A 25084-nucleotide genomic window follows, 5' to 3' on the forward strand; every position below is an offset into this window, starting at 1 on the left:
CCGACCGACAAGCCTCACCCGCAGTTTCTGCTCATCTTCTTCCATCACTTGGTGTCCACCTATTTTGGTGGACACCTCATGCATCAGAGCGCTCAACAGCAAAAGGTGCGGGGAAATTCGCGCTTACGAATGACCGCTATGAAGGTCGGCAGCGAAAATGTCGGCTTTCTGGCCCATTCATCCGGGAATCGGACAGTCCGCCTCCGGCCCCCTTTCAGACCTCGGAGTCATGGCCGGCTCTCTAGAGTCGATGTCAGATGAGATGTTGCTAACCGGACCCGTCCTCAATCCCTCAAGCAACAGCCTCATCGGGGTCTCGCGTGCCGGTCCTGCCCACTGGCCTGGAAAATCGGTCGCGAGTAGGCGTCGATCTCCTGGCCGCCGGCGTTACTGAGATCGTCAACCAGAAACCAGTCATGACAATCTTGGCGCGGCAGGCTCATTGGGAGCCAATTGGCTGAGATTGCTAATCATGCGTCGCGAGATCGAAGGATCTGGAAACAAGCATCCCAAGGCCGAGGGATGTGACTACGAACGCTTTTCGGAAAACGCATCTCACAAGAGGCATCGCGTTGCCATTGCAGTTATCTACGTTTCGTCAACGTCGGGTTGGACAAGTTGAACATGGCTCACATCTATTGCCTGAGCCAACTCATAGAGCGTGATGACCGTCGGGTTGCGACGACCGCGTTCCAGACCGCTTAGATATTGCTGGCTGAACCCTGAACGCGCTTCCACCTGTTCCTGGGTCAGGCCCTTCTCCCGACGCAAGCGACCGAAGTTTCGGCCCACGAGTTTGCGCATGTCCATATGCGCAGACTTGGCAACTTACACACTTTGATTTTATCAACTATAATATGTATCGGCTTTGTGACGGTGGCGATCGTCACACGGACGAGGAGAACCTCTGGGCTGCAAGATCCTACTGGCGATGGTGCCGCCAAGCCGGCATCAAACTCTCTGACCATTCGGGTAATCCGGATTACCCGAAACCAAAGGCCACAGAGCCGACTAGCAAGGTTTTGCACTCCCCATCATTTGAAAGTTTGGTGAGTTTCGCAAAAGCGTACCGCGACAAACTCTCCAGTCTGGAGTGATAGATGCAGCATCAGAAGACTTTTCCGGAGTCGAAGCGCACAAGATTCAAGGTGTGGGAAAGGGCCGGAGCGGATAGCGCGCCTCATCCCGCCGATCAGCACGTCGGCAGGCAGATTGCGGTCGTTCGCGTCCAGTCGGACGTCTCGCAGGCACAACTTGCCCGATCCATCGGGATCAGCTTCCAACAGCTTCAGAAATATGAAAACGCGAGGAATCGCGTGAGCGCTTCCATGCTCTACGAGATCGGACGGTCCCTGGACGTTCCCGTCAGTCGCTTCTTCGAAGGCCTGCCTGGGAATGAGACCAGCCGTGAAACTTCGCCTCTTCCCGTCGACGAGCGCATCGACTTCATTGCAAGCGCGGAAGGCCGGCGCCTGATCGAGGGGCTGATGCATCTTCCTCCACGAGTTCGTGGTCGCATGGCAGCTGTAATCGCCGCTTTGGGTGAGGAATTGGCGGGACCCGACGCGTATAGGGACACCAAGGCGACCGAAGAAACCGTGCCTGCCGACTGCAAGGCCGTTTGATAGGCGGTTTCGTAGCAACCTGGGAGTACCGTCAGTAGGTAAATCAAAGCCGGGCGGTTCCCATGCCCCAACTCCGCACCAGCCTTCTGCCGTCTGCCTCCTTTCCCTCTACCGCAAAGTGAAAATCCCTGAATTGTTTCGCCTCAAAGCGGGGCAGCATGTCGGAAAATTGCGCCCTGGTGACGTGAAGGGAGAGGCTCAGCGACGCCAACTGATCGGCTTCAAAAAGTGCGCCCGCGTCGGGATGTTCCGTCTTCATGGGAGTTGGAGCCATTATCATGACGACGCCAGGCCATCTGAATGCTGCGTTCGGCATGATCAGCGACGCGGCCAGTATGACATAGCTGAACTCGACTGATTGGCGGGGCGGTCCGGGCTGCACCGACTGGCCAAAATTGATGTTAGCTGAGCCGACGATCTCACCACGCCATTCGCCTGCAACAAGCGGCGGCAGCTGAAGACGGGTTGCCTTTTTTCGAACTGTCATTTTCTAGGTTTTGCGTCAGGAAGCCGGCAACATCAACACCCGCTGCCTCGAGCCTACACCTACTAGCTGCGACAACCACCTGACCGGTACGTGCGAATCTGATCGAGCCGTATGTTGACCCAAAGGAAAACTGGAGGGCAACCCATTCGCCAAGCTGCGATATGGTTCGAAGGAATGTCCGTTCTTCCAAAACCGGCTGAAAAACCGGCTGAATTATGGAATTCAAGCCGGTGCGGTCGCGTGGGCGAGGCCAAAAAGACAAGCGATTTCAACTAGATCGAATGGCGCGCCCGAAGAGATTCGAACTCCTGACCCCCAGATTCGTAGTCTGGTGCTCTATCCAGCTGAGCTACGGGCGCGCATCAGGCCATGCTTTGCATAGCCCCACGATCCGATCGTGAACGACCGGCCGCGACGAGACGTGTTCCCTAGCGACTGAATTTCCGAAAAGCAAGCCGATCCGGCAAAAGTTTTGTCGCAGGCATTTCGGGCAGGCGTTTTTGACCGGCTGCTTGTTCCTGCAGATTGCGGGCGGAAAGCCGTCGCGCACCTTCCTGGTTTCCTGGAATTGTTTCGGTCAGGCCGGGCGACGCAGGCTGCCGCGGGCCTGGTCGAGCCGGACCGGCTGGTCGGGGATGGTGACTGCGAAGGTGGTGCGGCCGCCGATCGATTCGACCAGCTCGACAGTGCCGCCATGGGCGCGGATCAGCTCGTAGGCGATGGCCAGGCCAAGACCGGTGCCGCCGCTGCGTGCCGAGCCGCGGAAGGCCGCGAACAGGTTCTCGCGCGCCTTCGGCGGCAGGCCGGGGCCAGTGTCGGTGACGGTGATGCGGCTGACGCTGCCCATGCGCTCGGCCGACACCGCCAGCCGGCGCACCACAGCGCCCTCGGTGTCCGCCGCCATTGCCTGCACGGCGTTGCGGCAGAGATTGGTGAGCACGCGGAACAGCTGGTCGGAATCGGCGTCGACCTCGAAGGCCAGTTCGACGGCATTGACGAACTCGATGCCTTCCTCGATGTCGAGCAGGCCGTGCACATCCTCGACCAGTTGGCGCAGCCGCAGCCGCCGGCGCGAGGGCGGCGGCTCCTGGGTGCGGCCATAGGCCAGCACGCCTTCGGAATAGGACACGGCGCGGTCTAGCGCGCGCAGCAGTTTTGGCGCGAAGGCCTGCACGGTTGGATCTTTCACCTGCCGCAAGCGATCCGAAATCAGCTGCGCGGAGGCGAGGATGTTGCGCATGTCGTGATTGATCTTCGACACGGCGAGGCCGAGATCGGCGAGGTGCTTCTGCTCGGTCAGCATCTTCTGCAGCCGTTCCTGCATCTGCGATAGCTCGCGCTCGGCGACGCCGATCTCGTCGGCGCGCGCGGCCGGACGAATGATCCGCCCGGGGTCATCGGGTGCCTCGGAGAAGGACAGCATAGAGCGGGTCATGGTGCGGATCGGGCCGATCATGATCAGGTCGATCGCGGCATAGACGAGCATTGCGGTGAACAGCGAGATCAGCAGCGAGACGAAGGCGACGTTGCGCGAATAGATGAGCATGGCGTTGCGCAAGGCGTAGTCGGGCATGATCAGTTCGAACTCCTTGTCGCTCTCGCCCACCGGCCCGAAAACGCGCAGCATGCGGTTGCCGCCGAAGAACAGCGTGTCGAGCGCGCCTCTCATGCCCTCGACCAAGCCGACGCTGGCGATGTCGATATGTTCGTCGACGTGCGGCGGCATGTCGGACACCACCAGGAGTCTGGAGACGCCACCATCGCGCACGGCGATCGCCTTGGCGCCGATCGCCATCAGCACGTCGTTCTGGGCGGTGCGCGATAGCGAATTGGGCTCGCCCTGCACCAGCACGACCGACACGGCGGCCGCCGTGCCCAGCCTCTCCTTCAGCCAGCTCAACCGGTAGCTGGCGATCCAGGGCAGGAAAATCAGGACTTCGGCCAAGAGCACGAAGACGATGGTGAGCAAGAGAAGCTTAGTCGACAGCCCACGCGACAGCGGCACCGTACGGGCGGCGGTCGTCGCCGGTCCGGCCTTTTCGTCCGTGGCTAGGGCTTCACTCATGCGGCGTCTTCACAAACACTTGAACTGCCAAGATTAGGCGATTGCGGCTTTTTTGCCAATTTCCTCCTCGGGCGAACAAATATGGCCGCCCGAAAGGCCGCGACAACCCGGCCCGCCGGCCCCGGATTGACTTCCAAAACCCTTCTTTCTATAAGCCCGCTCACGCTCGGGCCATTCGTCCCGGCGCGGTTTCGATCGCGCCTAAACCGGCCCGGCAAAGCTCCTGTTACACAGTGACAGAATCAAGAAGGGCCGCACCCCGCGGTATTAAAACAAATGAAGCGTACCTACCAACCGTCTAAACTCGTCCGCAAGCGCCGGCACGGTTTCCGTGCCCGCATGGCAACCAAGGGTGGTCGCGGCGTCGTCGCAGCCCGCCGCAACCGCGGCCGCAAGCGGCTCAGCGCCTGAACGGAAGACGAGATCGTTGCCCGCAACCGGCAAGCCAGTGGGACCAAATCCCAAGCGGCTTCTGAAGCGCGCGGATTTTCTGGCCGTCCGCCGCGGTGAAAAGCGGCGCGGACGGCTTTTTCTCGTTGAGGTTCTCGACCGCGGCGACGACCTTGCGCCGCGCGTCGGCTACACCGTCACCAAGAAGGTCGGCAATGCGGTCGTCCGCAACCGCGTCAGGCGGCGGCTGAGGGAAGCCGTGCGCACGCAATCGGCCGATGACATGGCGCCCGGCAATGACTATGTCATCGTCGGGCGTGAAGATGTGCTTGCTATCCCGTTCGGCCAGTTGAAGGCCGAACTCTCACGCCGACTGCGCGGAACACGATAGGCCAAGGGCTTTCGATGGAAAACAATCGTAACTTCTTCATCACCATCGCGCTGTCGGTGCTGATCCTGACGCTTTGGCAGGTGTTCTACATGAACCCGCGCGTCGAAGCCCAGCGCGAGGCGGCCCGCATCGAAGAGCAGCGGGTGGCCGAGCAGAAGAAGGCCGCCGAAGGCGCCAATCCGGGTGCTGCCGGAACGCCGGTGCCGCCCCAGGGCGCCATTCCCAACGCGCCCGGCGGCGAAGCCGTGACGGCGGCCGGCCGCGAACAGGCACTGGCGGCGACGGGGCGCGTCAAGATCGACACGCCGAGCCTCGAGGGCTCGATCAACCTCACCGGCGCGCGCCTCGACGACCTCAAGCTCAAGCACTACACCGAGACGGTCGACAAGAATTCGCCCGAGATCGAGCTGCTCAACCCCTCGGTGCTGCCCACTGGCTATTTTGCCGAGATCGGTTTCGTCGGCAACGACAAGACCGGCGCGGTGCCGGGCGCGGACACGGTGTGGAAGGTTGACGGCAATGCGACGCTGACGCCTGCGACGCCGGTGACCCTGACCTATTCGAACGACAAGGGCCTGACCTTCAAGCGCACCGTCTCGGTCGACAGCGACTACATGTTCACCGTTTCCGACACGGTGCAGAATTCCGGCGCCACCGCCGTCTCGCTGTTCAATTACGGCCGCGTCACCCGTTTCGACAAGCCGGCCGTCGCCAGCACCTATGTGCTGCATGAGGGCCTGATCGGCTTCACCGGTGCGGAAGGCCTGCAGGAGCACAAATACGCGTCGATCGAAGAGGACAAGCAGTTCCAGCCGGGCAAGTCGACCGACGGCTGGCTCGGCATCACCGACAAGTACTGGGCGGTGACGCTGGTGCCGACCGAGAAGCAGCCGTTCCAGCCGCGCTATGCCTATTTCGAGGACGGCCGTCACCGTTACCAATCCGACTTTTTGACCGACCCGATCAATGTCGACGCCGGCCAGTCGGCAACCGTCGAGACCGAGGTCTTCGCCGGCGCCAAGGAAGTGGCCAAGATCAACGCCTATGCCGAGGACCGCAACATCAAGCGGTTCGACCTTTTGATCGACTGGGGCTGGTTCCACTTCATCACCAAGCCGATGTTCTGGCTGATCGACACGCTCTACAAATTCTTCGGCAATTTCGGCCTGGCCATCCTCGCCACCACCGTCGTCGTCAAGGCCGTCTTCTTCCCGCTCGCCAACAAGTCCTACGCGTCGATGGCGAACATGAAGAAGGTGCAGCCGAAGATGCTCGAGATCCGCGAGAAATACGCGGACGACAAGATGAAGCAGCAGCAGGCGATGATGGAGCTCTACAAGACGGAGAAGATCAATCCGATCGCCGGCTGCTGGCCGGTGGCGCTGCAGATCCCGGTGTTCTTCGCACTCTACAAGGTGCTCTACATCACCATCGAGATGCGGCACGCACCGTTCTTCGGCTGGATCCAGGATCTGGCCGCACCCGATCCGACATCGCTGTTCAACCTGTTCGGTCTCATTCCGATCACGCTGCCGCATATGTTGATGATCGGCGTTTGGCCGCTGGTCATGGGCGTCACCATGTTCCTGCAGATGCGCATGAACCCGACGCCGCCGGATCCGACGCAGGCAGCAATCTTCACCTGGATGCCGGTGATCTTCACCTTCATGATGGCGGGCTTTCCGGCCGGCCTCGTCATCTACTGGGCCTGGAACAACACGCTGTCGATCCTGCAGCAGGGCGTGATCATGAAGCGCCAGGGCGCCAAGATCGAGCTATGGGACAATCTCGTGGCCCTGTTCCGCAAGAAACCCTCGCCCGCGGAATAGCGGGCGCCCCGACCCCCCTTGTACCGAAACTTCGAAAACCCCGGTTCGTCCGGGGTTTTTTGCTGCCGGGATCACATTTTGTAACCGGCGAAACTTCGGCCCGCCACGCGCCGTAGCTGTTGTGTTGCGACCTCGCAGCCGCGCGGCGGCACGCCGTCTTGAGGGAAGCGGCCACGGGTTTTGCCGATCGTCATGTTTTAGTCGCGGCAAGACACCACGCCACGGTGACGGCTTCCGGTGCAGAGGCGCCGGTGTTTGGGAGGCCGTCCCGGCGACCGGGGTCCTGCCGTCCTTCGCGGGACCCCGGTTTATCTCGCCCCAAATCACGCTATTTTGGACCTGCCGAGATGACAGGGAGCCAGGCCATGAGCGGACCCAACCCCAATATCAAGCATCCGATCCCGATGCATATGCGCGTCGGTTTCCTGAAAGGGCTGGTCAACGCGCCGAACATCGAAATCGGCGACTTCACCTATTATGACGACCCGGACGGGCCCGACAAATTCGCCGAGCGCTGCGTGCTGCACCACTACCCGTTCATCGGCGACAAGCTGATCATCGGCAAGTTCTGCGCCATCGCCGAGGGCGCGCGCTTCATCATGAACGGCGCCAACCACGCCATGTCCGGCTTCTCGACCTATCCGTTCAACATCTTCGGCCATGGCTGGGAAGAAGGTTTCGACCCGAAGACCTGGTCGAAGGAAATACGCGGCGACACGGTGCTCGGCAATGATGTATGGATCGGCATGGACGCGGTGATAATGCCCGGTGTGACGATCGGCCATGGCGCCATCGTCGCGGCAAAATCGGTTGTCACGCACGACGTGTCGCCCTATGCGATCGTTGCCGGAAATGCGGCCAAGGTGGTGAAAATGCGCTTCGACGACAAAACGGTCCGGCGGCTGCTGATGGCGGCATGGTGGAACTGGCCGGTGGACAAGATCAGCCGCAACCTCAACGCCATCAGGGCCGCCGATATTGCCCGGCTGGAGGCAGCCGTTTGAACGCCCTGGACAAGACCGCGATCGCTCCCGAACTGTTCACGCAGGCGTGGATCTTCATCCGTGGCGTGCCGGCGATGAAATTCCTGCCGCCGGAAGGGCCGCCGGAGATCGCCTTCGCCGGCCGCTCGAATGTCGGCAAGTCGTCGCTGATCAACGCGCTGGTCAACCAGAAAGGCCTGGCGCGCACCTCCAACACGCCGGGACGCACGCAGGAGCTCAACTATTTCGTGCCGGGCGGGTTTTCCGGCGAAGGCACCGACCTGCCGCCGATGGCGCTGGTCGACATGCCGGGCTACGGCTATGCGAGCGCGCCGAAGGAGAAGGTCGACGACTGGACGAAGCTGGTCTTCGACTATCTCAAGGGCCGCGTGACGCTGAAGCGCGTCTATGTGCTGATTGACGCCCGCCATGGCATCAAGGCCAAGGACGACGAGGTGCTTTCGCTGCTCGACAAGGCGGCTGTGTCCTACCAGATCGTGCTGACCAAGACCGATAAGATCAAGGCGGCCGGCGTGCCGCGGCTGATCGAGGAGACGCTGCAAAAGATCAAGAAGCGGCCGGCGGCGTTTCCGTTCGTTCTCGCGACGTCGTCGGAAAAGAGCGAAGGCCTCGATGAGTTGCGCGCGGCGATCGTGCTCGCCGCCAATGGCGGCTAATTCCAGGAAAAGTGCGTAACGGTTTTCCGTCCGGAATTGCGCAAAAACAAGTCAGCGCTTCGCCTCCAGCGCAATCATCTGGTGGCTTTCCTCTTCGGCAAGCCTTTCGGTGCCGTAGGCCTTCAGGAACATGGCGACGCCCGACCTGACGACATGGTCGATTTCCTCCTGGCTCGGGGCCTTGGTGCGGTAGGCGAACATGCATTGCCGGAAAAGGCCGGCCAAGCAGAGTTCCGTGAACTGATAGGCGGCAAGGTCGACATCGTCGATCTTGAGCAGGCCGCGTTCGATCGCGGCATTGAGAAAAGCCGCCACCCTGTCATGGCCGCGTTTCGGGCCGCGTTCGTAAAACCGCGCGCCCATGTCGGGTATCCTGTCCGCCGCGCCGATCACCGTGCGCTGCGCCTGGATGACCTTGGCCGAGGTGATCTTGAGCGACAGCACTTTGCCGAACTTCACCAGTGTCTGGCGAAGATCGTCAGCGCGGTCGAGCATGTCGTACATATTCTTGAAGATCGTGCCGCGCTCTTCCTCGATCAGCGCCTCGAACAGCTCTTCCTTGCTGGCGAAATAGACGTAGATCGTGCCCTTGGAGACACCGGCCTCGCGCGTGATGTCGTTCATCGACGCGGCTTCGAAGCCCTTGTCGATGAAGACACGGCGGGCGCCTTCGATGATCTGGCTGCGTTTGACCGGATCCTGGCCGGCCGCCGGGCGACCGCGACGCAGGCTGTCCAGCACATCGCACTGGTCCTTGCCGGTGTCGGACAGTGTTTCGGCCATAAAAGTCACACCTCGCAAAATAATTCGAACCGAACGGTTCGATTGCCCCTTGATATGGGCCCGTTTTAGCGCTAAGTCAACGCCCATATCGAACCGAACGGTTCAGTATAACAGATTTCCCTTATGTAGACTCGATGAGAGATATCATGTCCTCGAACGCGCCCGTCACCGCCGAAGTCCGCCCATTCCCCAATGCCAAGGTCGCACCGGCGACCGAAGCGCCGGAAGTGCCCGTCCAGCCCGTCACCGAGGCTCCCGCCGAGGCGCCAGCGAAGAAGAAGCGCTCGGTGCGCTCCTTGCTGCTGCCCATCATCGGGCTCGGCTTGCTCGGCGCCGGCGCCTGGTACGGCTACAATTACTGGACCGACGGCCGCTTCATGATCTCAACCGACGACGCCTATGTCCAGGCCGACATGGCGTTCGTTTCGCCGAAGATCTCCGGCTATGTCGACCAGGTCAAGGTGAGCGAGAACCAGCAGGTCAAAGCCGGCGACCCGCTGCTCACCGTCGATGATGGCGACTACAAAATTGCCGTCGCCCAAGCCGAGGCGCAGATCGCCACATTGAGCAAGACGCTCGACCGCATCGACGCGCAAACCAAGGCCGCGCAGGCTTCGCTGCAACAGGCGCAGGCGCAGAAGACCGCCGACCAGGCCGCGACCGACAATGCGGCTCGTGCCCAGCAGCGCGCGACGCAATTGCTGAAGACGCATGTCGGCACACAGGCGCAGCTCGACGACGCCCAGACCGCTCTCGATCAGGCCAAGGCCGCGCTTGTCGGCGCCGACGCCCAGATCGCGGCGGCGGCGGCCAATATCGGCGTGCTCGAAGCGCAGCGCGCCGAATCGGCAAGCACACTGGCCTCGCTGCAGCTCAGCCACGACAAGGCCGCGCGCGACCTTTCCTTCACGGTGCTCAAGGCGCCCTATGACGGCGTCGTCGGCAACCGTTCCGTCGAGCAGGGCGACCTGGTCAGCCCCGGACAGAAGCTCGCCGTCATCGTGCCGATGGACAAGCTCTACATCGTCGCCAATTTCAAGGAGACGCAGCTCGCCCGGCTGGTGCCGGGCGAAAAGGTCCGGATTTCGGTCGACGCCATCGACGGTCATGACTTCGAAGGCACGGTGTCGTCGCTGGCGCCGGCCTCGGGTGCCGTGTTCTCGCTGCTGCCGCCGGAAAACGCCACCGGCAATTTCACCAAGGTCGTGCAGCGCGTTCCGGTTCGCATCGACGTGCCGGCGGACGTGCTGAAGACCGGCAGGCTGCGCGCAGGCCTGAGCGTCGTCGTCGCCGTCGACAGCCGCACCGCACCGGCGGCCTCGAAGTAAGCGGACTCCGGGAGCAGGGCCATGGCGACCGCAACCCTAACGGCAGGATCGGTGCCGGCGGCGCCGGCAGTGCCGTCCGACCATATGGAACCGCGCCGCGTCATCGCCTTCCTGGCGATGGTGTTCGGCATGTTCATGGCGATCCTGGACATCCAGATCGTCTCGGCCTCACTATCCGAAATCCAGGCGGGCCTCAGCGCCAGCTCCGACGAGATCCCGTGGGTGCAGACGGCCTATTTGATCGCCGAGGTGGTGATGATCCCGCTGTCCGGTTTCCTCAGCCGGATGCTGTCGACGCGCGTACTGTTCACGGTTTCGGCGGCGGGCTTCACCGCCGCCAGCGCGTTGGCGGCGACGGCCACCAACATCGACCAGATGATCGTCTACCGCGCCATCCAGGGTTTCATCGGCGGCGGCATGATCCCCAGCGTCTTCGCGGCCGCCTTCACCATCTTCCCGCCGTCGCGCCGCGCCTTCGTCTCGCCGATGATCGGCCTGGTGGCGACGCTGGCGCCGACCATCGGCCCGACCGTCGGCGGCTATATCAGCCACGCCATGTCCTGGCACTGGCTGTTCCTGGTCAATGTCGTGCCCGGCATCATGGTGACGGCAGCGGCCTGGACGCTGATCGACTTCGACAAGCCCAATCTCAAGCTGTTCAGCAAGTTCGACTGGTGGGGCCTTGCCGGCATGGCAGCCCTCCTCGGCTGCATGGAGTATGTGCTGGAGGAAGGCCCGAACAATGACTGGCTGCAGGACCAGGCGGTGTTCATCTGCGCCATTGTCATGACCGTCGGTGCGGTGCTGTTCTTCTGGCGTGTCTTCACCGCCGAGGAGCCGATCGTCGACCTCAGGGCCTTCAGTAACGTCAACTTCGCCTTCGGCTCGCTGTTTTCCTTCGTCATCGGCATCGGCCTCTACGGCCTCACCTATCTCTATCCGGTCTATCTCGGACGCATCCGCGGCTACGATTCGATGATGATCGGCGAGGCGCTGTTCGTCAGCGGCCTGGCGATGTTCTTCACCGCGCCCATCTCCGGCATCCTGTCGCGCAAGGTGGATCTCAGGCTGATGATGATGATCGGCTTCTTCGGCTTTGCCACTGGCACATGGTGGATGACGCATCTGACCGCCGACTGGGATTTTTGGGAACTGCTGATCCCGCAGATCCTGCGCGGCTGTTCCATGATGCTGTGCATGGTGCCGATCAACAACATCGCGCTGGGCACCTTGCCGCCCGAGCGGCTGAAAAATGCGTCGGGCCTGTTCAACCTCACCCGCAATCTCGGCGGCGCCGTCGGCCTTGCGATCATCAACACGGTGCTGATCGACCGCAACGCCTTCCACTACGCCAGGCTTTCCGAGCATGTACAGTGGGGCAGCGAGGCAGCGCAGACGAAGCTGCAGAACATGACGCTCGACTTCGAGCAGACCGCCGGGCTCGACGCCTCCAAGGCAGCGATCTCCAAACTGTCGGGCATGGTCCAGCAGCAGGCGGCGCTGCTGTCCTTCATGGACGTGTTCTTCATGCTGACGGTGCTGTTCGCGACGCTGGGGCTGTTCGTCCTGTTCATCCGCAAGCCGGCCGAACAGGGCGGCGGTGGCGGCGGCGGTCACTGATTTTCAAACGTGCGCAGCGGGTTTCGGGGATGCTCCCCCCGCCGAGGCCCGCAAGCTCCGACCACGCAGAAAAACTCCGGGCCGCGAGCCCGGAGTTTTTTTGCCGCAGTTGGAATTGTCAGGCGGCCGCCGGCTTGAAGCTTAGCGCCACGCCGTTGATGCAGTGACGCAGGCCGGTCGGCGGCGGGCCATCGTCGAAGACATGGCCGAGATGGCCGCCGCAACGGCGGCAATGAACCTCGGTGCGGGTCATGCCGAGCGAGCGGTCCACGGTCTTGCCGACGGCATTGGGGATCTCCTGCCAGAAGCTCGGCCAGCCGGTGCCGGAATCGAACTTGGTCTCGGACGAATAGAGCGGCAGGTCGCAGCCGGCGCAGGCGAAAACGCCCTTGCGGTGCTCGTTGAGCAGCGGGCTGGTGCCGGGATATTCGGTGCCTTCCTTGCGCAGCACATTGTAGGCCGCGTCGGACAGGATGGCGTGCCACTCGGCATCGGTCTTGGTCACCTCGAAAGTCTCGGCCGCCAGTGCATCCTGGGAGCCACCCATGCGCAGCATTGCCGCTGCGCCAGCCGCCAGTGCCATGGCGGCGGCGCCGCTCCAGAGAAAGTCGCGACGGGTCATGCCATTCCTCCTGCTATCAATTTGCCAGATTAGAGCGCCAGCCGGAAATCAAAAGCCGGTGACGGTGCTGAAAACGAACTCTCCGCACCGGCTCCATCCCTGAAGCAACGCTGCGGAGCGGACGCTTGCCGATCGCGCGGGTCATGGACCCGAGCAATCGGCAGAGTGCCTAGAGCCTGTTCCATCCCGATTGAATCGGGATGGGGCTCTATCTTTCTTTTGAGCATGATCTCTTTCCGAAAACCGGTTCCCACTTTTCGGGATCATGCTCTTGCTGCCAGTTCGCCGGCAACGGGCCCTTTGTTACATCTTCGGCAACAGAACCTTGTCGATGACGTGGATGACGCCGTTCGACTGCTCGACATCGGCGATCGTCACATTGGCGACATTGCCGTTCTCGTCGGTCACGGTGACCTTGCCGCCATCGGCCTTGAGCGTCAGCTCGCAGCCGCCGGCGGTCTTGGCCTTGTGCGCGCCGCCATCATCGTTGACCATCTTGGTCACGTCAGCCGCCAGTGCCTTGGCGCCGATGACATGGCAGGTCAGGACCTTGGTCAGCTTGTCCTTGTTCTCGGGCTTGAGCAGCGTTTCGACGGTGCCGGCCGGAAGCGCCGCGAAAGCCTCGTTGGTCGGCGCGAACACGGTGAAGGGGCCGGCGCTTTGCAGCGTGTCGACCAGGCCGGCGGCCTTGACGGCGGCAACCAGCGTCGTGTGATCCTTCGAATTGACGGCGTTCTCGATGATGTTCTTCTTGGCATACATCGGGGCGCCGCCGACCATTGGATTGGCGGCATAGGCGGCAGCGCCGAGCGCGGAAACAGCGATCGTACCGGCAAGCAAAAGGGTGGCGAGCTTACGCATGATTTCTAACTCCTCTTGAGATCATTTCCCGTTTTTGGGAACGCAAGGAGATACGGAGTAGAAATGCATGAGTTTCGGCGGTCGACAAAAAAGTTTTAGCTCGAGCATGCAGCGATTGAAATTTCTCCTATCGACTCTTTGCCAGATTATATGCTTGTCGGCGCTCTCTGCCGTTGCAGATTGATTAAAAATCTTCTTGCGCAAGCGAATCGTAACTTCGGAGAGGATCAGATGCCCTTGAGATCGCCCGCGGCGACGACAGGCCCGGTCGGCTGGCCGGTCGGCGAGCCACCTGTCGGCTCGACGCTGACGGCAAGCACGGCGCCTTGCGCGAGCTTCTGCTGGACGGCCGGCGCAACGGTCAGGTGCGTGGTCTGGCCAGCCGGGATGACGCCCATCGAGACCGGGGCATTCTTGCCCTCGATCATCCATAGCTCGAAGTCCTTGCCGGCGGCACGCTCGCCGGAAACCAGCGACAGGCCGACATCGCGGCGCGCGGCATCATAGACGACGAGATATTTGACGTCGCTGCCGTCGGCGGCCAGAGAGGCGACAAGCCGCTCCTGCGGCGCCACGGCCGGCGGGCTGAGGTAAGGCACGGCGACGTAGATGGCGAGCGCGGCGACGGCGGCCGCGGCAAGGCCGCGCCAGAAGCCAAGGCTCGACCAGAGGCCGGCGCGAGGCGGTGCCGCCGCGGACGAGGAGGCGAACAGCCGGCGGTCGAGCGCTGGCTTGACTGAGGCCGGGGGCTCTATCTCGGGATAGGCGGCGGCCATCGGCGAAAAATGCACTTCCCAGTTGTCGACCAGGCGGGCGAAAGCGGTTTCGGTGTCGATGCGGCGGGACGCGATCTGACGCTCGTCCATGGCGAGCACGCCAAGAACGTATTCGGCGGCGAACAGGTCGTCGCCTCCACGTTCCGGTCCGTTGTCCTCTGCCAGCGTCATCTTTCCAGGCATTCCCTGAGTTTCAACAGGCTGCGCCGCAGCCAGGTCCGCATCGTGTTCAGCGGAACACTGTGGCGTTCCGCAAGTTCGGCATAACTTTCGCCGTTCAGATAGGCGCCCCGAACGGCCGCCGCCCGGTCCTTTTCCAATTCATCGAGACAATGGTAGATGCGTTCGGACTCACCGCCCGCCACAACCATGGCCTCCGGTCCCGGCGCCGGATCGGCCACGTCGAGCGCGGCATCGATATGGGCGGCAGGCACCCGCCGCGCCCTGATGCGATCGATCGCATGATTGCGCGCTATGGCCACCAGCCAGGAAATCGGGCTCAGATCAGAGACAGCGAAACGGTCCGCCTTGGTCCATATCTTGACGAAGACTTCCTGAAGCGCTTCTTCCGCATCTCCCCGGTCGTTCAATACACGAAGGCAGACGCCGAAAAGTTTCGCGCTTGTCTGCCTGTAGAGCAGATCGAACGCGGCCCGGTCCTTCATCGAAGTCCGGACGATCAGCTTGCTGATGTCCTGCGGCGCCATGCCCGCAAATTAGGCGATTGCGTTATATTTGCAATCGCCGAAACGATGTTGTTCACCAACCCAAGCGCTTCTGCTTGCCGCCGACAAATCATCCGCCGTTGCCAAGCGAATCGCCTGCCGCTAGCCTCCGGCCAGGCGGGAGAGGGCGGCGATGTCGGTTGAACGGGTGTTGTGGGAGCAGGATGCAACCGGCCTGGCCGGGCTGGTGCAGCAAGGAGAGGTCTCGCCACAGGAGCTTGTCGATGCGGCGATCGCCCGCGCCGAGGCGACCCGCCCTGATATCAACGCCATCGCCGAGCCGCTCTATGACGCTGCGCGATCGCGCGCCAAAGCCGTCGACCGCAAGCTGCCGCTTGCCGGCGTGCCCTTCGCGATCAAGGACCTCGGCATCGCCATCAAAGGTGTGCCGAGCCATGGCGGCAGCCGCATCCCGGCTTTCACCGCCGACTTCAATTCGGTGATGACCGAGCGCTACCTTGCCGCCGGCCTCATTCCGATCGTCACCAGCACCTCGCCCGAGCATGGGCTAAGGCTGATGACCGAGTCGGCAGCTTTCGGCATCACCCGCAATCCGTGGAACATGGGCCACACGACCGGCGGCTCGTCCGGCGGTGCGGCGGCGCTGGTGGCGGCCGGCGTGGTGCCGGCGGCGCATGCCTCGGACGGCGGCGGCTCGATCCGGGTGCCGTCGGCCTGCAGCGGGCTGGTCGGGCTGAAGACCGCGCGCGGCCGCGTGCCGCTGACGCCGCTGGTCAGCGAGAGCTGGTACGGCATGGTCGTCGACCACGCGGTCGCCCGCTCGGTCCGCGATACCGCTCTGCTGCTCGACCTGACCCACGGCGCCGATCCGCTGTCACCTTATGCCGCACCGTCGCCGAAAGGCAGTTTTACCGCCGCGGCGGCGCGCGATCCCGGCAAGCTCAAGCTCGCCGTCTACCGGAAATCGCCGCTCGGCCTGCCGATTTCGGCCGAGACGTTGACGGCGCTGGACACGGCGGTGGCGCTGGCGCGCGAGGGCGGCCACACGGTAGAAGAGATCGACCTGGCCTATATCGATCGCGACTTCATGGCCGATTTCTGCAAGACGGTGGCTTCCGCCGTCGCCGGCACCATGCGTGCCGAGGCCTTGCGCGTCGGCCGCTCTGTTGCCGGAGACATCGAGCGCGCCACGCGCGTGCTCAGCCGTTTCGGCGAGATCATTCCGGCCGGCGAGATCTATGAGATCCTGCATCGGCTCCAGGCCACGTCGCGCCGGCTGATCGCTGAGACCGCGCAGTATGACGCCGTGCTGATGCCGATCATCGCGCACCCGCCGCTCGCCTGCGGCGCCATGGACCCGAAGGGCGCCGACGAATTCATCGAGAACATGCTGGACAAGATGCACCTCACCCGGCTTTTGAAGATGAAGTCGCTGTTCGGGCAACTGATGGACAAGAGCCTTTGGTTCACCCACTGGCCGGCGATCCAGAATGTCAGCGGCCAGCCATCGATCGCGCTGCCTGTGCATGTCACCGCGGCCGGCCTGCCGCTTGGCATCCAGGCCGCAGGGCGTCCGGGCGACGAAGAGACGCTGTTGTCCTTGGCCGCGCAGATGGAGAAGATTTCGGGCTGGCAGAAGCGCCGGGCGCCGCTCAAGGCACCGACCTAGGAATCCGCTATGCGCGATTTCATCAATTTGTGACAGCAAAGCCGTTTGCGGCCTGCGCCAATTCCCGCTAAGACGCCGCCGTTCATGCCAAGCTGGGATCCATACCGATGACGGACATCGCCGCCACCGCCGAAATGCAGGCCGCGCTGCTCTCCAGGGCGCTGCCCTACATGCAGCGCTACGAGAACAAGACGGTGGTGGTGAAATATGGCGGCCATGCCATGGGCGACCACGAGCTCGGCAAGGCCTTTGCCCGCGACATCGCGCTGTTGAAACAATCCGGCGTCAACCCGATCGTCGTGCATGGCGGCGGGCCGCAGATCGGCGCCATGCTCAACAAGATGGGCATCGAATCGAAGTTCGAGGGCGGCCTGCGCGTCACCGACCAGAAGACGGTCGAGATCGTCGAGATGGTGCTGGCCGGTTCGATCAACAAGGAGATCGTGGCGCTCATCAATGCCGAGGGCGAATGGGCGATCGGCCTGTGCGGCAAGGACGGCAACATGGTGTTCGCCGAAAAGGCGCGCAAGACCATGATCGACCCGGATTCGAACATCGAGCGGGTGCTGGACCTCGGCTTTGTCGGCGAGCCGGTCGAGGTCGACCGCACGTTGCTCGACCTGCTGGCGCGCTCGGAAATGATCCCGGTGCTGGCGCCGGTGGCGCCCGGCCGCGACGGCCATACCTACAACATCAATGCCGACACTTTTGCCGGCGCCATCGCCGGCGCCTGCCAGGCCTCGCGGCTTCTGTTTCTCACCGACGTGCCAGGCGTGCTCGACAAGAACAAGAAACTGATCGACGAGCTGACCGTGGCCGAAGCCAAGGCGCTGATCAAGGACGGCACGGTGTCGGGCGGTATGATCCCCAAGGTCGAGACCTGCATCGAGGCGATCGAGCGCGGCGTCGAAGGCGTCGTCATCCTCAACGGCAAGACGCCGCATTCGGTGCTGCTGGAATTGTTCACCGAGCACGGCGCCGGCACGCTGATCGTGCCTTGAGCTGCAACTGGCCGAAGCCAGTCGATCAGGCAGGCTGAGGCAGGCGCGCGATGACCTTTATTTCAAAGTCGAAGCCGGCCAGCCAGTTCACGCCCACCGCGGTCCAGTTCGTGTAGGGCGGTTCACCGAACACCTTCATTCGAACGGCATCGATTGCCTGCCACTGCGCGGCCGGGTCGGTGTGAAAAGTGGTGACGTCGACAATGTCGTCGAATGTGCAGCCGGCGGCCTTCAGCACTGCCGCGAGATTGTCGAAGGCAAGCTGGACCTGCTTTTCGAAGACCGGCTCGGGCGACCCGTCCTCGCGGCTGCCGACCTGGCCCGAGACGAACAAAAAGTCGCCCGAGCGGATCGCCGCCGAATAGCGGTTTATCTCGTAGAGAGCCTGCCTGCCGGCAGGGAAGATCGCGTCACGTTTGGTCATTTTCACTCCATATAGACACGGCAGGCCGGATCTCCCGACGATCGCGAGCTGCGCTCCAGTTTACATACGCCCCGTATGTCAGATGTGAGTGCATACCATGCGTATGTCAATATGCATACGTCGCGTATGTCTCTGAAAATTGCCGCGTGCCGGTCAGGCGCCCGGCGAAATCGCGGCGGCCGCTTCGGCCGGCTTGCGCGGCGGGCGCACGACCGTCATCGATTCTTCTTCCTGGTCCTGCGGCGCCCCCCAGAATTCGGCCAGCGTCGGGCCGTCCTTCAGGCGGCGGTCGCGGACGAGGAAACCCCAGACCTCGCGGAACCAGACGCGGCGGCCCATCTGCGTGTACCAGCGCATCGAATGGCGCTGCTCGGGATCTCTGTGGAACAGAATGCGCGCCAGCGCCTTGGGCCGCGATTGCACCGCGAGCTCGATCAACTTAACGCTGAAGAACAGCATCCAGGGTTTGAGCCGTGTCATCTGCAGAACTTGGTGCTTGTAGTCCCACAGGCGGGCGTCCAGCTGGATAACCTTGCGGTCCCGGGCGATACGGAAGAACGGCGTCCAGCGGTGCGGCGTGACATAGAGCGCCTGAATCTGGTCCGGGTCATAGGCGATGAGCTGGCGAAAACCGCGCCAAAGATCGCGAAAGCCCTCATCCTCGAAGCCGGCCACCCAGGTCGCCATCGACAGGATGCCATGCAGGCGCAGCAATCGGATCGCCTCGCGGTCGGAGGAGGTGCTGCCGCCCTTGCGGATCAATTGCAGCGTCTGCTCGTCGGTGTTTTCCATGCCGAGCAGCCAGCGGATGACACCCGCCTTGCGATAGAGGTGCAAGATGTCGGCGTCGCGCACGATGTCGTCGGCACGGGTCGAGCCGACGATCAGCACCGGCACGTTCTCGGCAATCAACGCGTCGAGAAAGGCGCGCCATGCCTTCTTCGAAACCGTCGGGTTCTCGTCGGCGAGGTTGATCAGTTCGACGCCGTGCTGGCGATGCAGCCAGGCAATCTCCTGAGCAAATTTCCTGGGGTCGCGGTGCCGCCAGCGGGTCCAGAAACCGCGCTGTCCGCAGTAATTGCAGAGATGCGGGCAGCCACGGGAAAACTGCATGACCACGGCGCGCTTGCCACCCCAATAGCTGTAGCGGCCGTGGTCGATCAGTTCCCAGCCGACGCGGTATTCGTCGAGGTTGGCGATCGTCTTCGCCGGTTGGCTGGCGAAGGGGCGGCGCAAATCGTCACGAAAGGCGATGCCAGGCACCTCGGACAGCGACTGGCGCCGTTGCAGCGCCTCGATGAGTGCTGCGATGGTGGCCTCGCCCTCGCCGCGCACGATGAAGTCGAAGGCATCCGTTTCAGCGAGAATGTCACGCCAGTGATAGGTCGGGAACACGCCGCCATAGATGACGATCGTCGCCGGAGCGTGAGCCTTCAGCATCTGCGCGATGCGCAAGGCCGTCGGATGCGCAGAGGTCGAGCCGGAATGGCCGATGAGGATGCAGTCCGGCTGGCAGCTCAAGGCGTCGCGGACGAGCACGGCAAGCGGCATCGGCCCGAACTCGGCATCGACGAGGCGCACTTGGTGGCCGGCATCGAGCAGCGGACCGCCCAGCGCCAGGAGCCCGAACGGCGGCAGATGGTCGTCGGGCACGCGGCTGCCGATGGCGGTGTGCGGCGGATTGATCAGGACGATGTTCATGGCGGACCCCTTGCGGTGACGGTCCGCAGGTTCCTAGCCGCCGATCACGATCCGGACTTGGCGCTGTTGCGCAGTTTGCGTGCAGCTTTTCCGCAGAATTGGCGGGAAGGCTGTCTCGAGCATGATCCTGAAAAGTGGGAACTGGTTTTCAGAAAAGATCATGCCAAAAAAAGGATAGAGCCCCATCCCGATTCATCGGGATGGAACAGGCTCTAGCGTCGAAGGTGCGCGAGCGGCACATGGCCCGGGCCCTTGATGTTCTGCAGCACGAGCTGGGTGTGGACATCGCGCACGCCATCGAGCCGCATCAGCCTGTGCATGACGAAATGGTTGAGCTCGTCGACCGATGGCACCATGACATGCAGCAGGAAGTCGTGGTCGCCAGTCATCGTCCAGCAGGCGGACACTTCGTCCATGCGCTGCACGGCGGCGATGAAGCTTTCCGGCGAGCCGTCGCTGTGGCTGACCAGCCGCACCTGGATGAACACCTCGACCGTCAGGCCAACAGCGCGACGGCTGATGACGGCGGCAAAGCCCTTGATGATGCCGGTGTCCTGCAGGGCCTCGAAGCGCCGCGCGCAAGGCGTTGTCGACAGGCCGATCTCCTGGGCGAGCTCAGACACCGGCTTGCGGCCGTCGCGCTGCAGGATATCGAGCATCCTGATTTCGAACTCGTCAAACTGAGGCATTTTCACTCTCCAACAGCTTTCCGATAGTGCCTTTTACCTCAAATGCTACGTTTGGGCCACCATCAAAGCGGATTTGCCTCGCCGTCTCGGGCTAGAATTGCTCACGACTGGCCATGAATTCATGAGGAGAACAGCCATGACGATGAGCGTTGCCGACTATGCAAGGGAATGTGCGGCGCAGGGGCTGCGCGGCGATTATTCGGTCTGCCGCGCCGATTTCACCGTGGCGCAGGGCTATGACTACAGCGCCGACGAGCAGGCGGTGTGGCGCACCCTGTGCGACCGCCAGACGAAGCTGACACGCCAGCTCGCCCAGCACTCCTATCTCGATGGCGTCGCGGCACTTGGGCTTCTCGACAGGATCCCGGATTTCGGCGCGGTCAGCGAAAAGCTGCGCAAGCTCACCGGCTGGGAAATCGTCGCCGTGCCGGGGCTGATCCCCGCCGCGCCGTTCTTCGACCATCTCGCCAACCGCCGCTTCCCGGTCACCAACTGGCTGAGGACGCGAGACGAGCTCGACTATATTGTCGAGCCGGACATGTTCCACGACTTCTTCGGCCACGTGCCGATCCTGACGCAGCCCGTCTTCGCCGATTTCATGCAGATGTATGGCCAGAAGGCCGAGGACGTGATCGCGCTCGGCGGCGACGAGATGATTACCCGCCTGTACTGGTACACCGCCGAATACGGGCTGATGCAGGAAGCCGGCCAGCCTTTGAAGGCTTTCGGCGCCGGGTTGATGTCATCCTTCACCGAGCTGCAGTTCGCTGTCGAGGGCAAGGACGCACACCACGTGCCCTTCGACCTCGAAACGGTGATGCGTACCGGCTACGAGATCGACAAGTTCCAGCGCGCCTATTTCGTGCTGCCATCCTTCGATGTCCTGCGCGATGCCTTCCAGACCGCCGACATGGCCGGCATCGTCGGACGCAACAAGGACAAGCCGGCGCTCGACCCGGCAGCCGTCTGACCATTCAGGCGGTCTCGGTCTTCAGACGGGCAAGCTGCTCGCGCTGCAGGTCGAGTGCCGCGGTGGTGAACCGCAATATGGTGGCCAGCTCGGCATCGCTGAAGCTGGCCATTACCTTTTGCCCCTCCTGCGCAATGGCACCGTAATAGCGCGCCGACAGGTCCCGCGTGCGCTCCGTCGCCTCGATGACCACCTTGCGCCTGTCTTCCAGGTTGCGCGTGCGAGTGAGGAACCCGCGTGCCTCCAACCGGTCGATCAGCGCGGTAACGGCGGCCGGCGTCAAGCCCGTCGCGACCGCGACCGCGCCTGCCGATTGCGGGCCGCCATAGAGCAGCCCGAGGCAATGCCGCTCGGCCGCGTTCAGCCCAAGCTTTGCGCCCACCGCCTCGTCATAAGCCTGCGTCGCATCCTGCCAGCGCATGATGGCAAGGCTGATCGCCTCGGCCATTTCGGGACGATTTGTGCTTGACGATTTTATTTCGATCATCTAACTATCAATCTGTCTAACATTAAGACGATTGCATCAATATGCGGCTGTGGCTCGCGCAAGGCAAGGACCAGCCGCCAACAAGGAGTGAAAAAATGAGCCTGATCCAACACCGCGCCCCTCTCTCGCAAGAGGAGGAGTTCAAATACGCCAAGCTGGCCATGGAATGGTATGGCTGGGGGTCGCCCATCGGCCTCGGCATCCTGCTGGTGGCGCTGGCCGCCGCGGCCGTGCTGGTGCGCATCGCCGTTTACGGCTTTTGAGCCATGCCCCCGGCTCTGCCGGTCGCCATCATTGGCGCCCGGCATGGCCGTCACGTCCCGGCGTCTCGGACGGTGCCGGCGGAGGCGTCAGACGGTGTGATGACTTCGTCACACTGTGATCATCTTGCCGAGGTGGTCACCCAGCCGGCACGCCAATGCGGTGATGGTCGTCGTCGGGTTGCACTCGCCTGACGTGCAGAACACCGAGGAGCCGCCGACATAGAGATTGTCCATGCCATGGACCTTGCAATTGACGTCGACGACGCTTCTAGTCACATCCGTGCCCATGCGCGTGCCGCCCATATGATGATGGCCGGCGGTTTCCTCGTTGGTCGGATAGTCCCCGCCATTGCCGATCCAGTCGGCGATGCGCACGCGGCCGAGATTCTTCTGAGCCAGCGTCGTGCCGAACAGCCTCAACCCCTCCAGCAAGGTGCGGCGTTCCAGTTCCGACTTTTTCCAATGCAGTTCGATGCGCGGCACGCCGGCATGGTCGACATTGGTCTTCGACAGTTCGATCTGGTTCGAGGCCAGAGGCGCCTGTTCCCAGGCGACATAGAGCTGGGCGGCGCAGCGCAGGTTCTGGCTGAGCCTGGAGGACATCCATTCGGCCATGTCGGGCGCCGTGCAGGCCAGGTCGGCGATCAGTCGCTTGACGTGGGGATAGGGCGTCTCGATCAGCCTGATACCGAAATTCATGATCTGCAGCCGTTCCATCGCGGCCAGCGTCGGCGAGAAGAAGGCCTCGTTGTCGGCATCGACCTCGAACTCGCCATAGTCGGCGAGGATGGCATTGCCGCCCTCGAAGGTCGGGTGCTCCATCCAGTAACGGCCGAGCGCGGTGGCGTTCGGCACGACGCCGCCATTCGAGCGCTGGTTCGACCACAGAAGCAGCCGAGAATTCTCCAGCCCGCCGGTGCAGGTGATGAAATAATCGGCACTGAAGGCGCCGGCGTCCTGGCCGTTCGACCATAGCCTGGCGCCGGTCACCCGCTTGCCGTCGCCGGCGAGCTCGGTGGCATAGGTGTTGAGCACCACGGCGATGTTCTTGCTCGCGTTCAGCTCGCCGGCGAATTTTTCGCCAAAGCGCACAGCCGGGCTCTTGATCAGCTGTATCCAGCGGATGTCGTCCGAAATCGGCACATCCGGCCGGAAGTCGGGGATCTCGAGGATGTCGTGCACCTCAGGCAGATAGGGCTCGATATCGGCACGGCTGATCGGCCAGCCGGTGTCCGGTGCCCAGGCCTTGGGCTCGAAATCCTGCTTGTCGAGCACGCGGCACCAGCCGGCCCAATGGTTCGAGGAGCCGCCCATGAAGCGCAGCCGCGTGACGTCGAGGTCGAAATAGAGATCGCCGACCGTGGTGCCGCGATAGAACTCCTGCGACTCGTCGCTGAATTCGCGCGAGCCCGCCTCCAGCACGACAACCGGAATGCCCGCGGCGCCAAGTTTTCTGGCGATCGTCGTGCCGGCTGGACCGGAACCGAGGATGCAGACCTTGGCGGTAAAGTTGGCCGCGCGAAAGGCCTCGTAACTGTCGAAAATCATGCGAGGTCGCTCCGCTTGAGGATCCAGCCATTGACCTCGACGATCTCGTCGGGGTCGACGACGACAGCCTGGTTGCGGAACAGCGACAATGCCGGCAGTGCGATGAGCATCTGCACGATCATGCGGCGCGGCATTTTTCTGGTGAAGAAATTCCCGGTGAAGAAGGTCATGGCATGTCTTTCGATGGGGGCTTCGATCCACGCATGGCATTCCCTGAACGGCACACGCCCGTCAGGAAAAGCCAGTTTCGTGCCAAGCTGGGCGGAAGACCTGCTGCAACCGGGTAACCGGGCCGGTTGAGTGCAAACAAGGTTAGGATTTTCCGATCGCCGGTAGAGGCGCTGATGCGATGTGGGCCTCAGGCGGCTTCCGGGACATCGCGGTCGAGGATCGCGAGATTGCGGCCACGATGCTTGGCCTCGTAGAGCCGGCGGTCGGCGGCGCGCATCAGGTCGGACACGCCGATACCTTCGCCGCAGGTGGTGCCGCCGATGCTGACTGTCAGCGGAACCGTACGCTGGTCGACGGGGCGGAAGCGGATCAGTTCGACCTCGCGGCGGATGCGCTCGGCGACGTGTTTGGCCTCCTGTTCGGTGGCGCCGGTCAGGAAGGCGGCGAATTCCTCGCCGCCGATGCGGCCGAGCACGTCGCCGCTGCGCACGCCGCGTTCGATGGCGGCGGCGATCAAGAGCAGCGCGTCGTCGCCGGTTAGATGGCCGAAGCTGTCATTGATCTTCTTGAAGTGGTCGGCATCGATGATCAGCAGCGCACCGCGATCGGATTTGCGCCGTGAGCCGTCGAGCGCGGCAAAGAAGCTCTCGCGGTTGAGCATGCCGGTCATGTCGTCGCGGCTGGCTTTTTCCGACAGGCGCCGATGCGCGGCGGCAAGCTGGGCGTGTGCCCGGGCGAGTTCGCGATGCGCGCTTTTCAACCTCTCGCTCTGCCAGAAGGTGGTTGCACTGGCGATCCAGGCGAGGGCCAGCGGGCAGACTGTGGAGGTCAGCCAGATCGTGCGGTTGATCGGGAAGCCCAGTGCGGGGACGATGATCAGCGTCAACAAAAGCGAGACTGCTACCGAGCCGAAAGCGACGGCGGCGGATTTCAGAATTAGGCGATTCATCGCTGGCTCCCCACAGAACTTCTTGTGTGCCCAGCAAGCCCTGAAGACCACCTTTCGGCGATGCTTAAAATTTGAAACGCGGCCCCACT

27 protein-coding genes and 1 tRNA gene are annotated in these 25084 nt (G+C 62.8%); 12 read left to right on the forward strand and 16 right to left on the reverse strand.

What is annotated here, in order from left to right; genetic code table 11:
- Positions 1-588: 588 nt before the first annotated feature.
- Positions 589-810 (reverse strand): helix-turn-helix domain-containing protein, encoded by a 222-nt coding sequence (locus tag D3227_RS28605; protein WP_095203545.1) that lies wholly within the window; start codon positions 808-810, stop codon positions 589-591.
- 290 nt (positions 811-1100) lie between these two features.
- Between D3227_RS28605 and D3227_RS28610 the strand changes: the two genes are divergently transcribed.
- Positions 1101-1625, forward strand: coding sequence for a helix-turn-helix domain-containing protein (locus D3227_RS28610; protein ID WP_120017594.1), 525 nt, complete (start codon positions 1101-1103; stop codon positions 1623-1625).
- A 43-nt stretch (positions 1626-1668) separates the two neighbouring features.
- Here D3227_RS28610 and D3227_RS28615 read toward each other — a convergent pair whose 3' ends face one another.
- The 3 genes from D3227_RS28615 to D3227_RS28625 all read right to left on the reverse strand — a co-directional run bounded on the left by D3227_RS28615 (position 1669) and on the right by D3227_RS28625 (position 4177).
- The gene (locus D3227_RS28615; RefSeq protein ID WP_120017595.1) at positions 1669-2112 is read right to left on the reverse strand and encodes a hypothetical protein; all 444 of its coding nucleotides are present in this window, start codon (positions 2110-2112) and stop codon (positions 1669-1671) included.
- Positions 2113-2394: 282 nt separating this feature from the next.
- Positions 2395-2471: transfer RNA gene (locus D3227_RS28620), tRNA-Arg, on the reverse strand.
- Positions 2472-2689: 218 nt separating this feature from the next.
- Positions 2690-4177, reverse strand: a complete 1488-nt coding sequence (locus D3227_RS28625; protein WP_120017596.1) for an ATP-binding protein — start codon at positions 4175-4177, stop codon at positions 2690-2692.
- Between the two features lie 276 nt (positions 4178-4453).
- On the opposite strand from D3227_RS28625, the gene rpmH reads away from it, so the two are divergent.
- The 5 genes from rpmH (at position 4454) to yihA (ending at position 8447) form a co-directional block, all read left to right on the forward strand.
- Positions 4454-4588: a 50S ribosomal protein L34 gene (rpmH, locus tag D3227_RS28630; protein ID WP_008833937.1), complete on the forward strand. Its 135-nt coding sequence runs from the start codon at positions 4454-4456 to the stop codon at positions 4586-4588.
- Between the two features lie 16 nt (positions 4589-4604).
- Positions 4605-4958, forward strand: coding sequence for a ribonuclease P protein component (gene rnpA, locus D3227_RS28635; protein WP_120017597.1), 354 nt, complete (start codon positions 4605-4607; stop codon positions 4956-4958).
- A 14-nt stretch (positions 4959-4972) separates the two neighbouring features.
- Positions 4973-6787: a membrane protein insertase YidC gene (gene yidC / locus D3227_RS28640; protein WP_120017598.1), complete on the forward strand. Its 1815-nt coding sequence runs from the start codon at positions 4973-4975 to the stop codon at positions 6785-6787.
- A 365-nt stretch (positions 6788-7152) separates the two neighbouring features.
- Positions 7153-7791: a CatB-related O-acetyltransferase gene (locus D3227_RS28645; RefSeq protein ID WP_120017599.1), complete on the forward strand. Its 639-nt coding sequence runs from the start codon at positions 7153-7155 to the stop codon at positions 7789-7791.
- Positions 7788-8447 (forward strand): ribosome biogenesis GTP-binding protein YihA/YsxC, encoded by a 660-nt coding sequence (yihA, locus tag D3227_RS28650; RefSeq protein ID WP_120017600.1) that lies wholly within the window; start codon positions 7788-7790, stop codon positions 8445-8447. Before D3227_RS28645 ends, yihA begins: the two co-directional genes overlap by 4 nt.
- Positions 8448-8498: 51 nt before the next feature.
- On the opposite strand, the gene D3227_RS28655 is transcribed toward yihA, so the two are convergent.
- A complete protein-coding gene (locus tag D3227_RS28655; RefSeq protein WP_120017601.1) occupies positions 8499-9230 on the reverse strand; it encodes a TetR/AcrR family transcriptional regulator in 732 nt (243 codons plus the stop codon).
- A gap of 146 nt (positions 9231-9376) precedes the next feature.
- On the opposite strand from D3227_RS28655, the gene D3227_RS28660 reads away from it, so the two are divergent.
- Together D3227_RS28660 and D3227_RS28665 are read left to right on the forward strand one after the other, a co-directional pair.
- Complete coding sequence (locus D3227_RS28660; protein ID WP_120017602.1) at positions 9377-10558, forward strand: HlyD family secretion protein; 1182 nt, start codon at positions 9377-9379, stop codon at positions 10556-10558.
- 21 nt (positions 10559-10579) lie between these two features.
- Positions 10580-12178 (forward strand): DHA2 family efflux MFS transporter permease subunit, encoded by a 1599-nt coding sequence (locus D3227_RS28665; protein ID WP_120017603.1) that lies wholly within the window; start codon positions 10580-10582, stop codon positions 12176-12178.
- 118 nt (positions 12179-12296) lie between these two features.
- Here D3227_RS28665 and msrB read toward each other — a convergent pair whose 3' ends face one another.
- The 4 genes from msrB to D3227_RS28685 all read right to left on the reverse strand — a co-directional run bounded on the left by msrB (position 12297) and on the right by D3227_RS28685 (position 15144).
- A complete protein-coding gene (gene msrB, locus D3227_RS28670) occupies positions 12297-12800 on the reverse strand; it encodes a peptide-methionine (R)-S-oxide reductase MsrB (RefSeq protein WP_120017604.1) in 504 nt (167 codons plus the stop codon).
- Between the two features lie 303 nt (positions 12801-13103).
- Positions 13104-13661, reverse strand: coding sequence for a fasciclin domain-containing protein (locus tag D3227_RS28675; protein WP_120017605.1), 558 nt, complete (start codon positions 13659-13661; stop codon positions 13104-13106).
- A 227-nt stretch (positions 13662-13888) separates the two neighbouring features.
- Positions 13889-14608: an anti-sigma factor gene (locus D3227_RS28680; RefSeq protein WP_120017606.1), complete on the reverse strand. Its 720-nt coding sequence runs from the start codon at positions 14606-14608 to the stop codon at positions 13889-13891.
- On the reverse strand, positions 14605-15144 hold the full coding sequence (locus D3227_RS28685) for a sigma-70 family RNA polymerase sigma factor (RefSeq protein ID WP_120017607.1): 540 nt from the start codon (positions 15142-15144) through the stop codon (positions 14605-14607). The genes D3227_RS28680 and D3227_RS28685 overlap by 4 nt, the downstream gene beginning before the upstream one ends.
- A gap of 151 nt (positions 15145-15295) precedes the next feature.
- On the opposite strand from D3227_RS28685, the gene D3227_RS28690 reads away from it, so the two are divergent.
- Positions 15296-16792: an amidase gene (locus tag D3227_RS28690; protein WP_120017608.1), complete on the forward strand. Its 1497-nt coding sequence runs from the start codon at positions 15296-15298 to the stop codon at positions 16790-16792.
- A 107-nt stretch (positions 16793-16899) separates the two neighbouring features.
- Positions 16900-17793, forward strand: coding sequence for an acetylglutamate kinase (gene argB / locus D3227_RS28695; protein ID WP_120017609.1), 894 nt, complete (start codon positions 16900-16902; stop codon positions 17791-17793).
- Between the two features lie 25 nt (positions 17794-17818).
- On the opposite strand, the gene D3227_RS28700 is transcribed toward argB, so the two are convergent.
- The 3 genes from D3227_RS28700 to D3227_RS28710 form a co-directional block, all read right to left on the reverse strand.
- Positions 17819-18217, reverse strand: coding sequence for a RidA family protein (locus D3227_RS28700; protein ID WP_120017610.1), 399 nt, complete (start codon positions 18215-18217; stop codon positions 17819-17821).
- A gap of 153 nt (positions 18218-18370) precedes the next feature.
- Positions 18371-19918, reverse strand: coding sequence for a magnesium-protoporphyrin IX monomethyl ester anaerobic oxidative cyclase (gene bchE / locus D3227_RS28705; protein ID WP_120017611.1), 1548 nt, complete (start codon positions 19916-19918; stop codon positions 18371-18373).
- Between the two features lie 212 nt (positions 19919-20130).
- Positions 20131-20607, reverse strand: a complete 477-nt coding sequence (locus tag D3227_RS28710; RefSeq protein ID WP_120017665.1) for an Lrp/AsnC family transcriptional regulator — start codon at positions 20605-20607, stop codon at positions 20131-20133.
- A gap of 136 nt (positions 20608-20743) precedes the next feature.
- Between D3227_RS28710 and phhA the strand changes: the two genes are divergently transcribed.
- Positions 20744-21577, forward strand: coding sequence for a phenylalanine 4-monooxygenase (gene phhA / locus D3227_RS28715; RefSeq protein WP_120017612.1), 834 nt, complete (start codon positions 20744-20746; stop codon positions 21575-21577).
- Positions 21578-21581: 4 nt separating this feature from the next.
- Here the strand turns inward: phhA and D3227_RS28720 are convergent, their stop codons facing one another.
- Positions 21582-22064, reverse strand: a complete 483-nt coding sequence (locus D3227_RS28720; RefSeq protein ID WP_120017613.1) for a MarR family winged helix-turn-helix transcriptional regulator — start codon at positions 22062-22064, stop codon at positions 21582-21584.
- A 95-nt stretch (positions 22065-22159) separates the two neighbouring features.
- Here D3227_RS28720 and D3227_RS41845 point away from each other — a divergent pair, with 95 nt between their 5' ends.
- Positions 22160-22327 carry a hypothetical protein gene (locus D3227_RS41845; RefSeq protein ID WP_167480893.1) on the forward strand — a complete coding sequence of 56 codons (168 nt, stop codon included), beginning with the start codon at positions 22160-22162 and terminating at the stop codon, positions 22325-22327.
- Positions 22328-22435: 108 nt separating this feature from the next.
- Here the strand turns inward: D3227_RS41845 and D3227_RS28730 are convergent, their stop codons facing one another.
- The 3 genes from D3227_RS28730 to D3227_RS28740 all read right to left on the reverse strand — a co-directional run bounded on the left by D3227_RS28730 (position 22436) and on the right by D3227_RS28740 (position 24995).
- Positions 22436-23875: a GMC oxidoreductase gene (locus D3227_RS28730; RefSeq protein WP_120017615.1), complete on the reverse strand. Its 1440-nt coding sequence runs from the start codon at positions 23873-23875 to the stop codon at positions 22436-22438.
- Positions 23872-24045: a hypothetical protein gene (locus D3227_RS41850; protein ID WP_167480894.1), complete on the reverse strand. Its 174-nt coding sequence runs from the start codon at positions 24043-24045 to the stop codon at positions 23872-23874. The genes D3227_RS28730 and D3227_RS41850 overlap by 4 nt, the downstream gene beginning before the upstream one ends.
- A gap of 188 nt (positions 24046-24233) precedes the next feature.
- Entirely contained in the window at positions 24234-24995 is a 762-nt protein-coding gene (locus D3227_RS28740; RefSeq protein ID WP_120017617.1) for a GGDEF domain-containing protein, read from the reverse strand.
- Positions 24996-25084 lie beyond the last annotated feature (89 nt).

The sequence above is a fragment of the Mesorhizobium waimense genome (assembly GCF_003601975.1).
GTDB lineage: Bacteria > Pseudomonadota > Alphaproteobacteria > Rhizobiales > Rhizobiaceae > Mesorhizobium > Mesorhizobium waimense.

Bases quoted from the DNA above. Each gene is read 5' to 3' on its own strand.
- D3227_RS28740 (WP_120017617.1), bottom strand. From the start codon at position 24,995: ATGAATCGCCTAATTCTGAAATCCGCCGCCGTCGCTTTCGGCTCGGTA.
- D3227_RS28605 (WP_095203545.1), bottom strand. From the start codon at position 810: ATGGACATGCGCAAACTCGTGGGCCGAAACTTCGGTCGCTTGCGTCGG.
- yidC (WP_120017598.1), top strand. From the start codon at position 4,973: ATGGAAAACAATCGTAACTTCTTCATCACCATCGCGCTGTCGGTGCTG.
- D3227_RS28665 (WP_120017603.1), top strand. From the start codon at position 10,580: ATGGCGACCGCAACCCTAACGGCAGGATCGGTGCCGGCGGCGCCGGCA.
- D3227_RS28625 (WP_120017596.1), bottom strand. From the start codon at position 4,177: ATGAGTGAAGCCCTAGCCACGGACGAAAAGGCCGGACCGGCGACGACC.
- D3227_RS28720 (WP_120017613.1), bottom strand. From the start codon at position 22,064: ATGATCGAAATAAAATCGTCAAGCACAAATCGTCCCGAAATGGCCGAG.
- D3227_RS28690 (WP_120017608.1), top strand. From the start codon at position 15,296: ATGTCGGTTGAACGGGTGTTGTGGGAGCAGGATGCAACCGGCCTGGCC.
- D3227_RS28660 (WP_120017602.1), top strand. From the start codon at position 9,377: ATGTCCTCGAACGCGCCCGTCACCGCCGAAGTCCGCCCATTCCCCAAT.
- D3227_RS28685 (WP_120017607.1), bottom strand. From the start codon at position 15,144: ATGGCGCCGCAGGACATCAGCAAGCTGATCGTCCGGACTTCGATGAAG.
- D3227_RS41850 (WP_167480894.1), bottom strand. From the start codon at position 24,045: ATGACCTTCTTCACCGGGAATTTCTTCACCAGAAAAATGCCGCGCCGC.
- D3227_RS28710 (WP_120017665.1), bottom strand. From the start codon at position 20,607: ATGCCTCAGTTTGACGAGTTCGAAATCAGGATGCTCGATATCCTGCAG.
- D3227_RS28675 (WP_120017605.1), bottom strand. From the start codon at position 13,661: ATGCGTAAGCTCGCCACCCTTTTGCTTGCCGGTACGATCGCTGTTTCC.
- phhA (WP_120017612.1), top strand. From the start codon at position 20,744: ATGACGATGAGCGTTGCCGACTATGCAAGGGAATGTGCGGCGCAGGGG.
- argB (WP_120017609.1), top strand. From the start codon at position 16,900: ATGACGGACATCGCCGCCACCGCCGAAATGCAGGCCGCGCTGCTCTCC.
- D3227_RS28680 (WP_120017606.1), bottom strand. From the start codon at position 14,608: ATGACGCTGGCAGAGGACAACGGACCGGAACGTGGAGGCGACGACCTG.
- bchE (WP_120017611.1), bottom strand. From the start codon at position 19,918: ATGAACATCGTCCTGATCAATCCGCCGCACACCGCCATCGGCAGCCGC.
- D3227_RS28615 (WP_120017595.1), bottom strand. From the start codon at position 2,112: ATGACAGTTCGAAAAAAGGCAACCCGTCTTCAGCTGCCGCCGCTTGTT.
- rpmH (WP_008833937.1), top strand. From the start codon at position 4,454: ATGAAGCGTACCTACCAACCGTCTAAACTCGTCCGCAAGCGCCGGCAC.
- D3227_RS28730 (WP_120017615.1), bottom strand. From the start codon at position 23,875: ATGATTTTCGACAGTTACGAGGCCTTTCGCGCGGCCAACTTTACCGCC.
- msrB (WP_120017604.1), bottom strand. From the start codon at position 12,800: ATGACCCGTCGCGACTTTCTCTGGAGCGGCGCCGCCGCCATGGCACTG.
- D3227_RS28610 (WP_120017594.1), top strand. From the start codon at position 1,101: ATGCAGCATCAGAAGACTTTTCCGGAGTCGAAGCGCACAAGATTCAAG.
- D3227_RS28700 (WP_120017610.1), bottom strand. From the start codon at position 18,217: ATGACCAAACGTGACGCGATCTTCCCTGCCGGCAGGCAGGCTCTCTAC.
- D3227_RS41845 (WP_167480893.1), top strand. From the start codon at position 22,160: ATGAGCCTGATCCAACACCGCGCCCCTCTCTCGCAAGAGGAGGAGTTC.
- D3227_RS28645 (WP_120017599.1), top strand. From the start codon at position 7,153: ATGAGCGGACCCAACCCCAATATCAAGCATCCGATCCCGATGCATATG.
- D3227_RS28655 (WP_120017601.1), bottom strand. From the start codon at position 9,230: ATGGCCGAAACACTGTCCGACACCGGCAAGGACCAGTGCGATGTGCTG.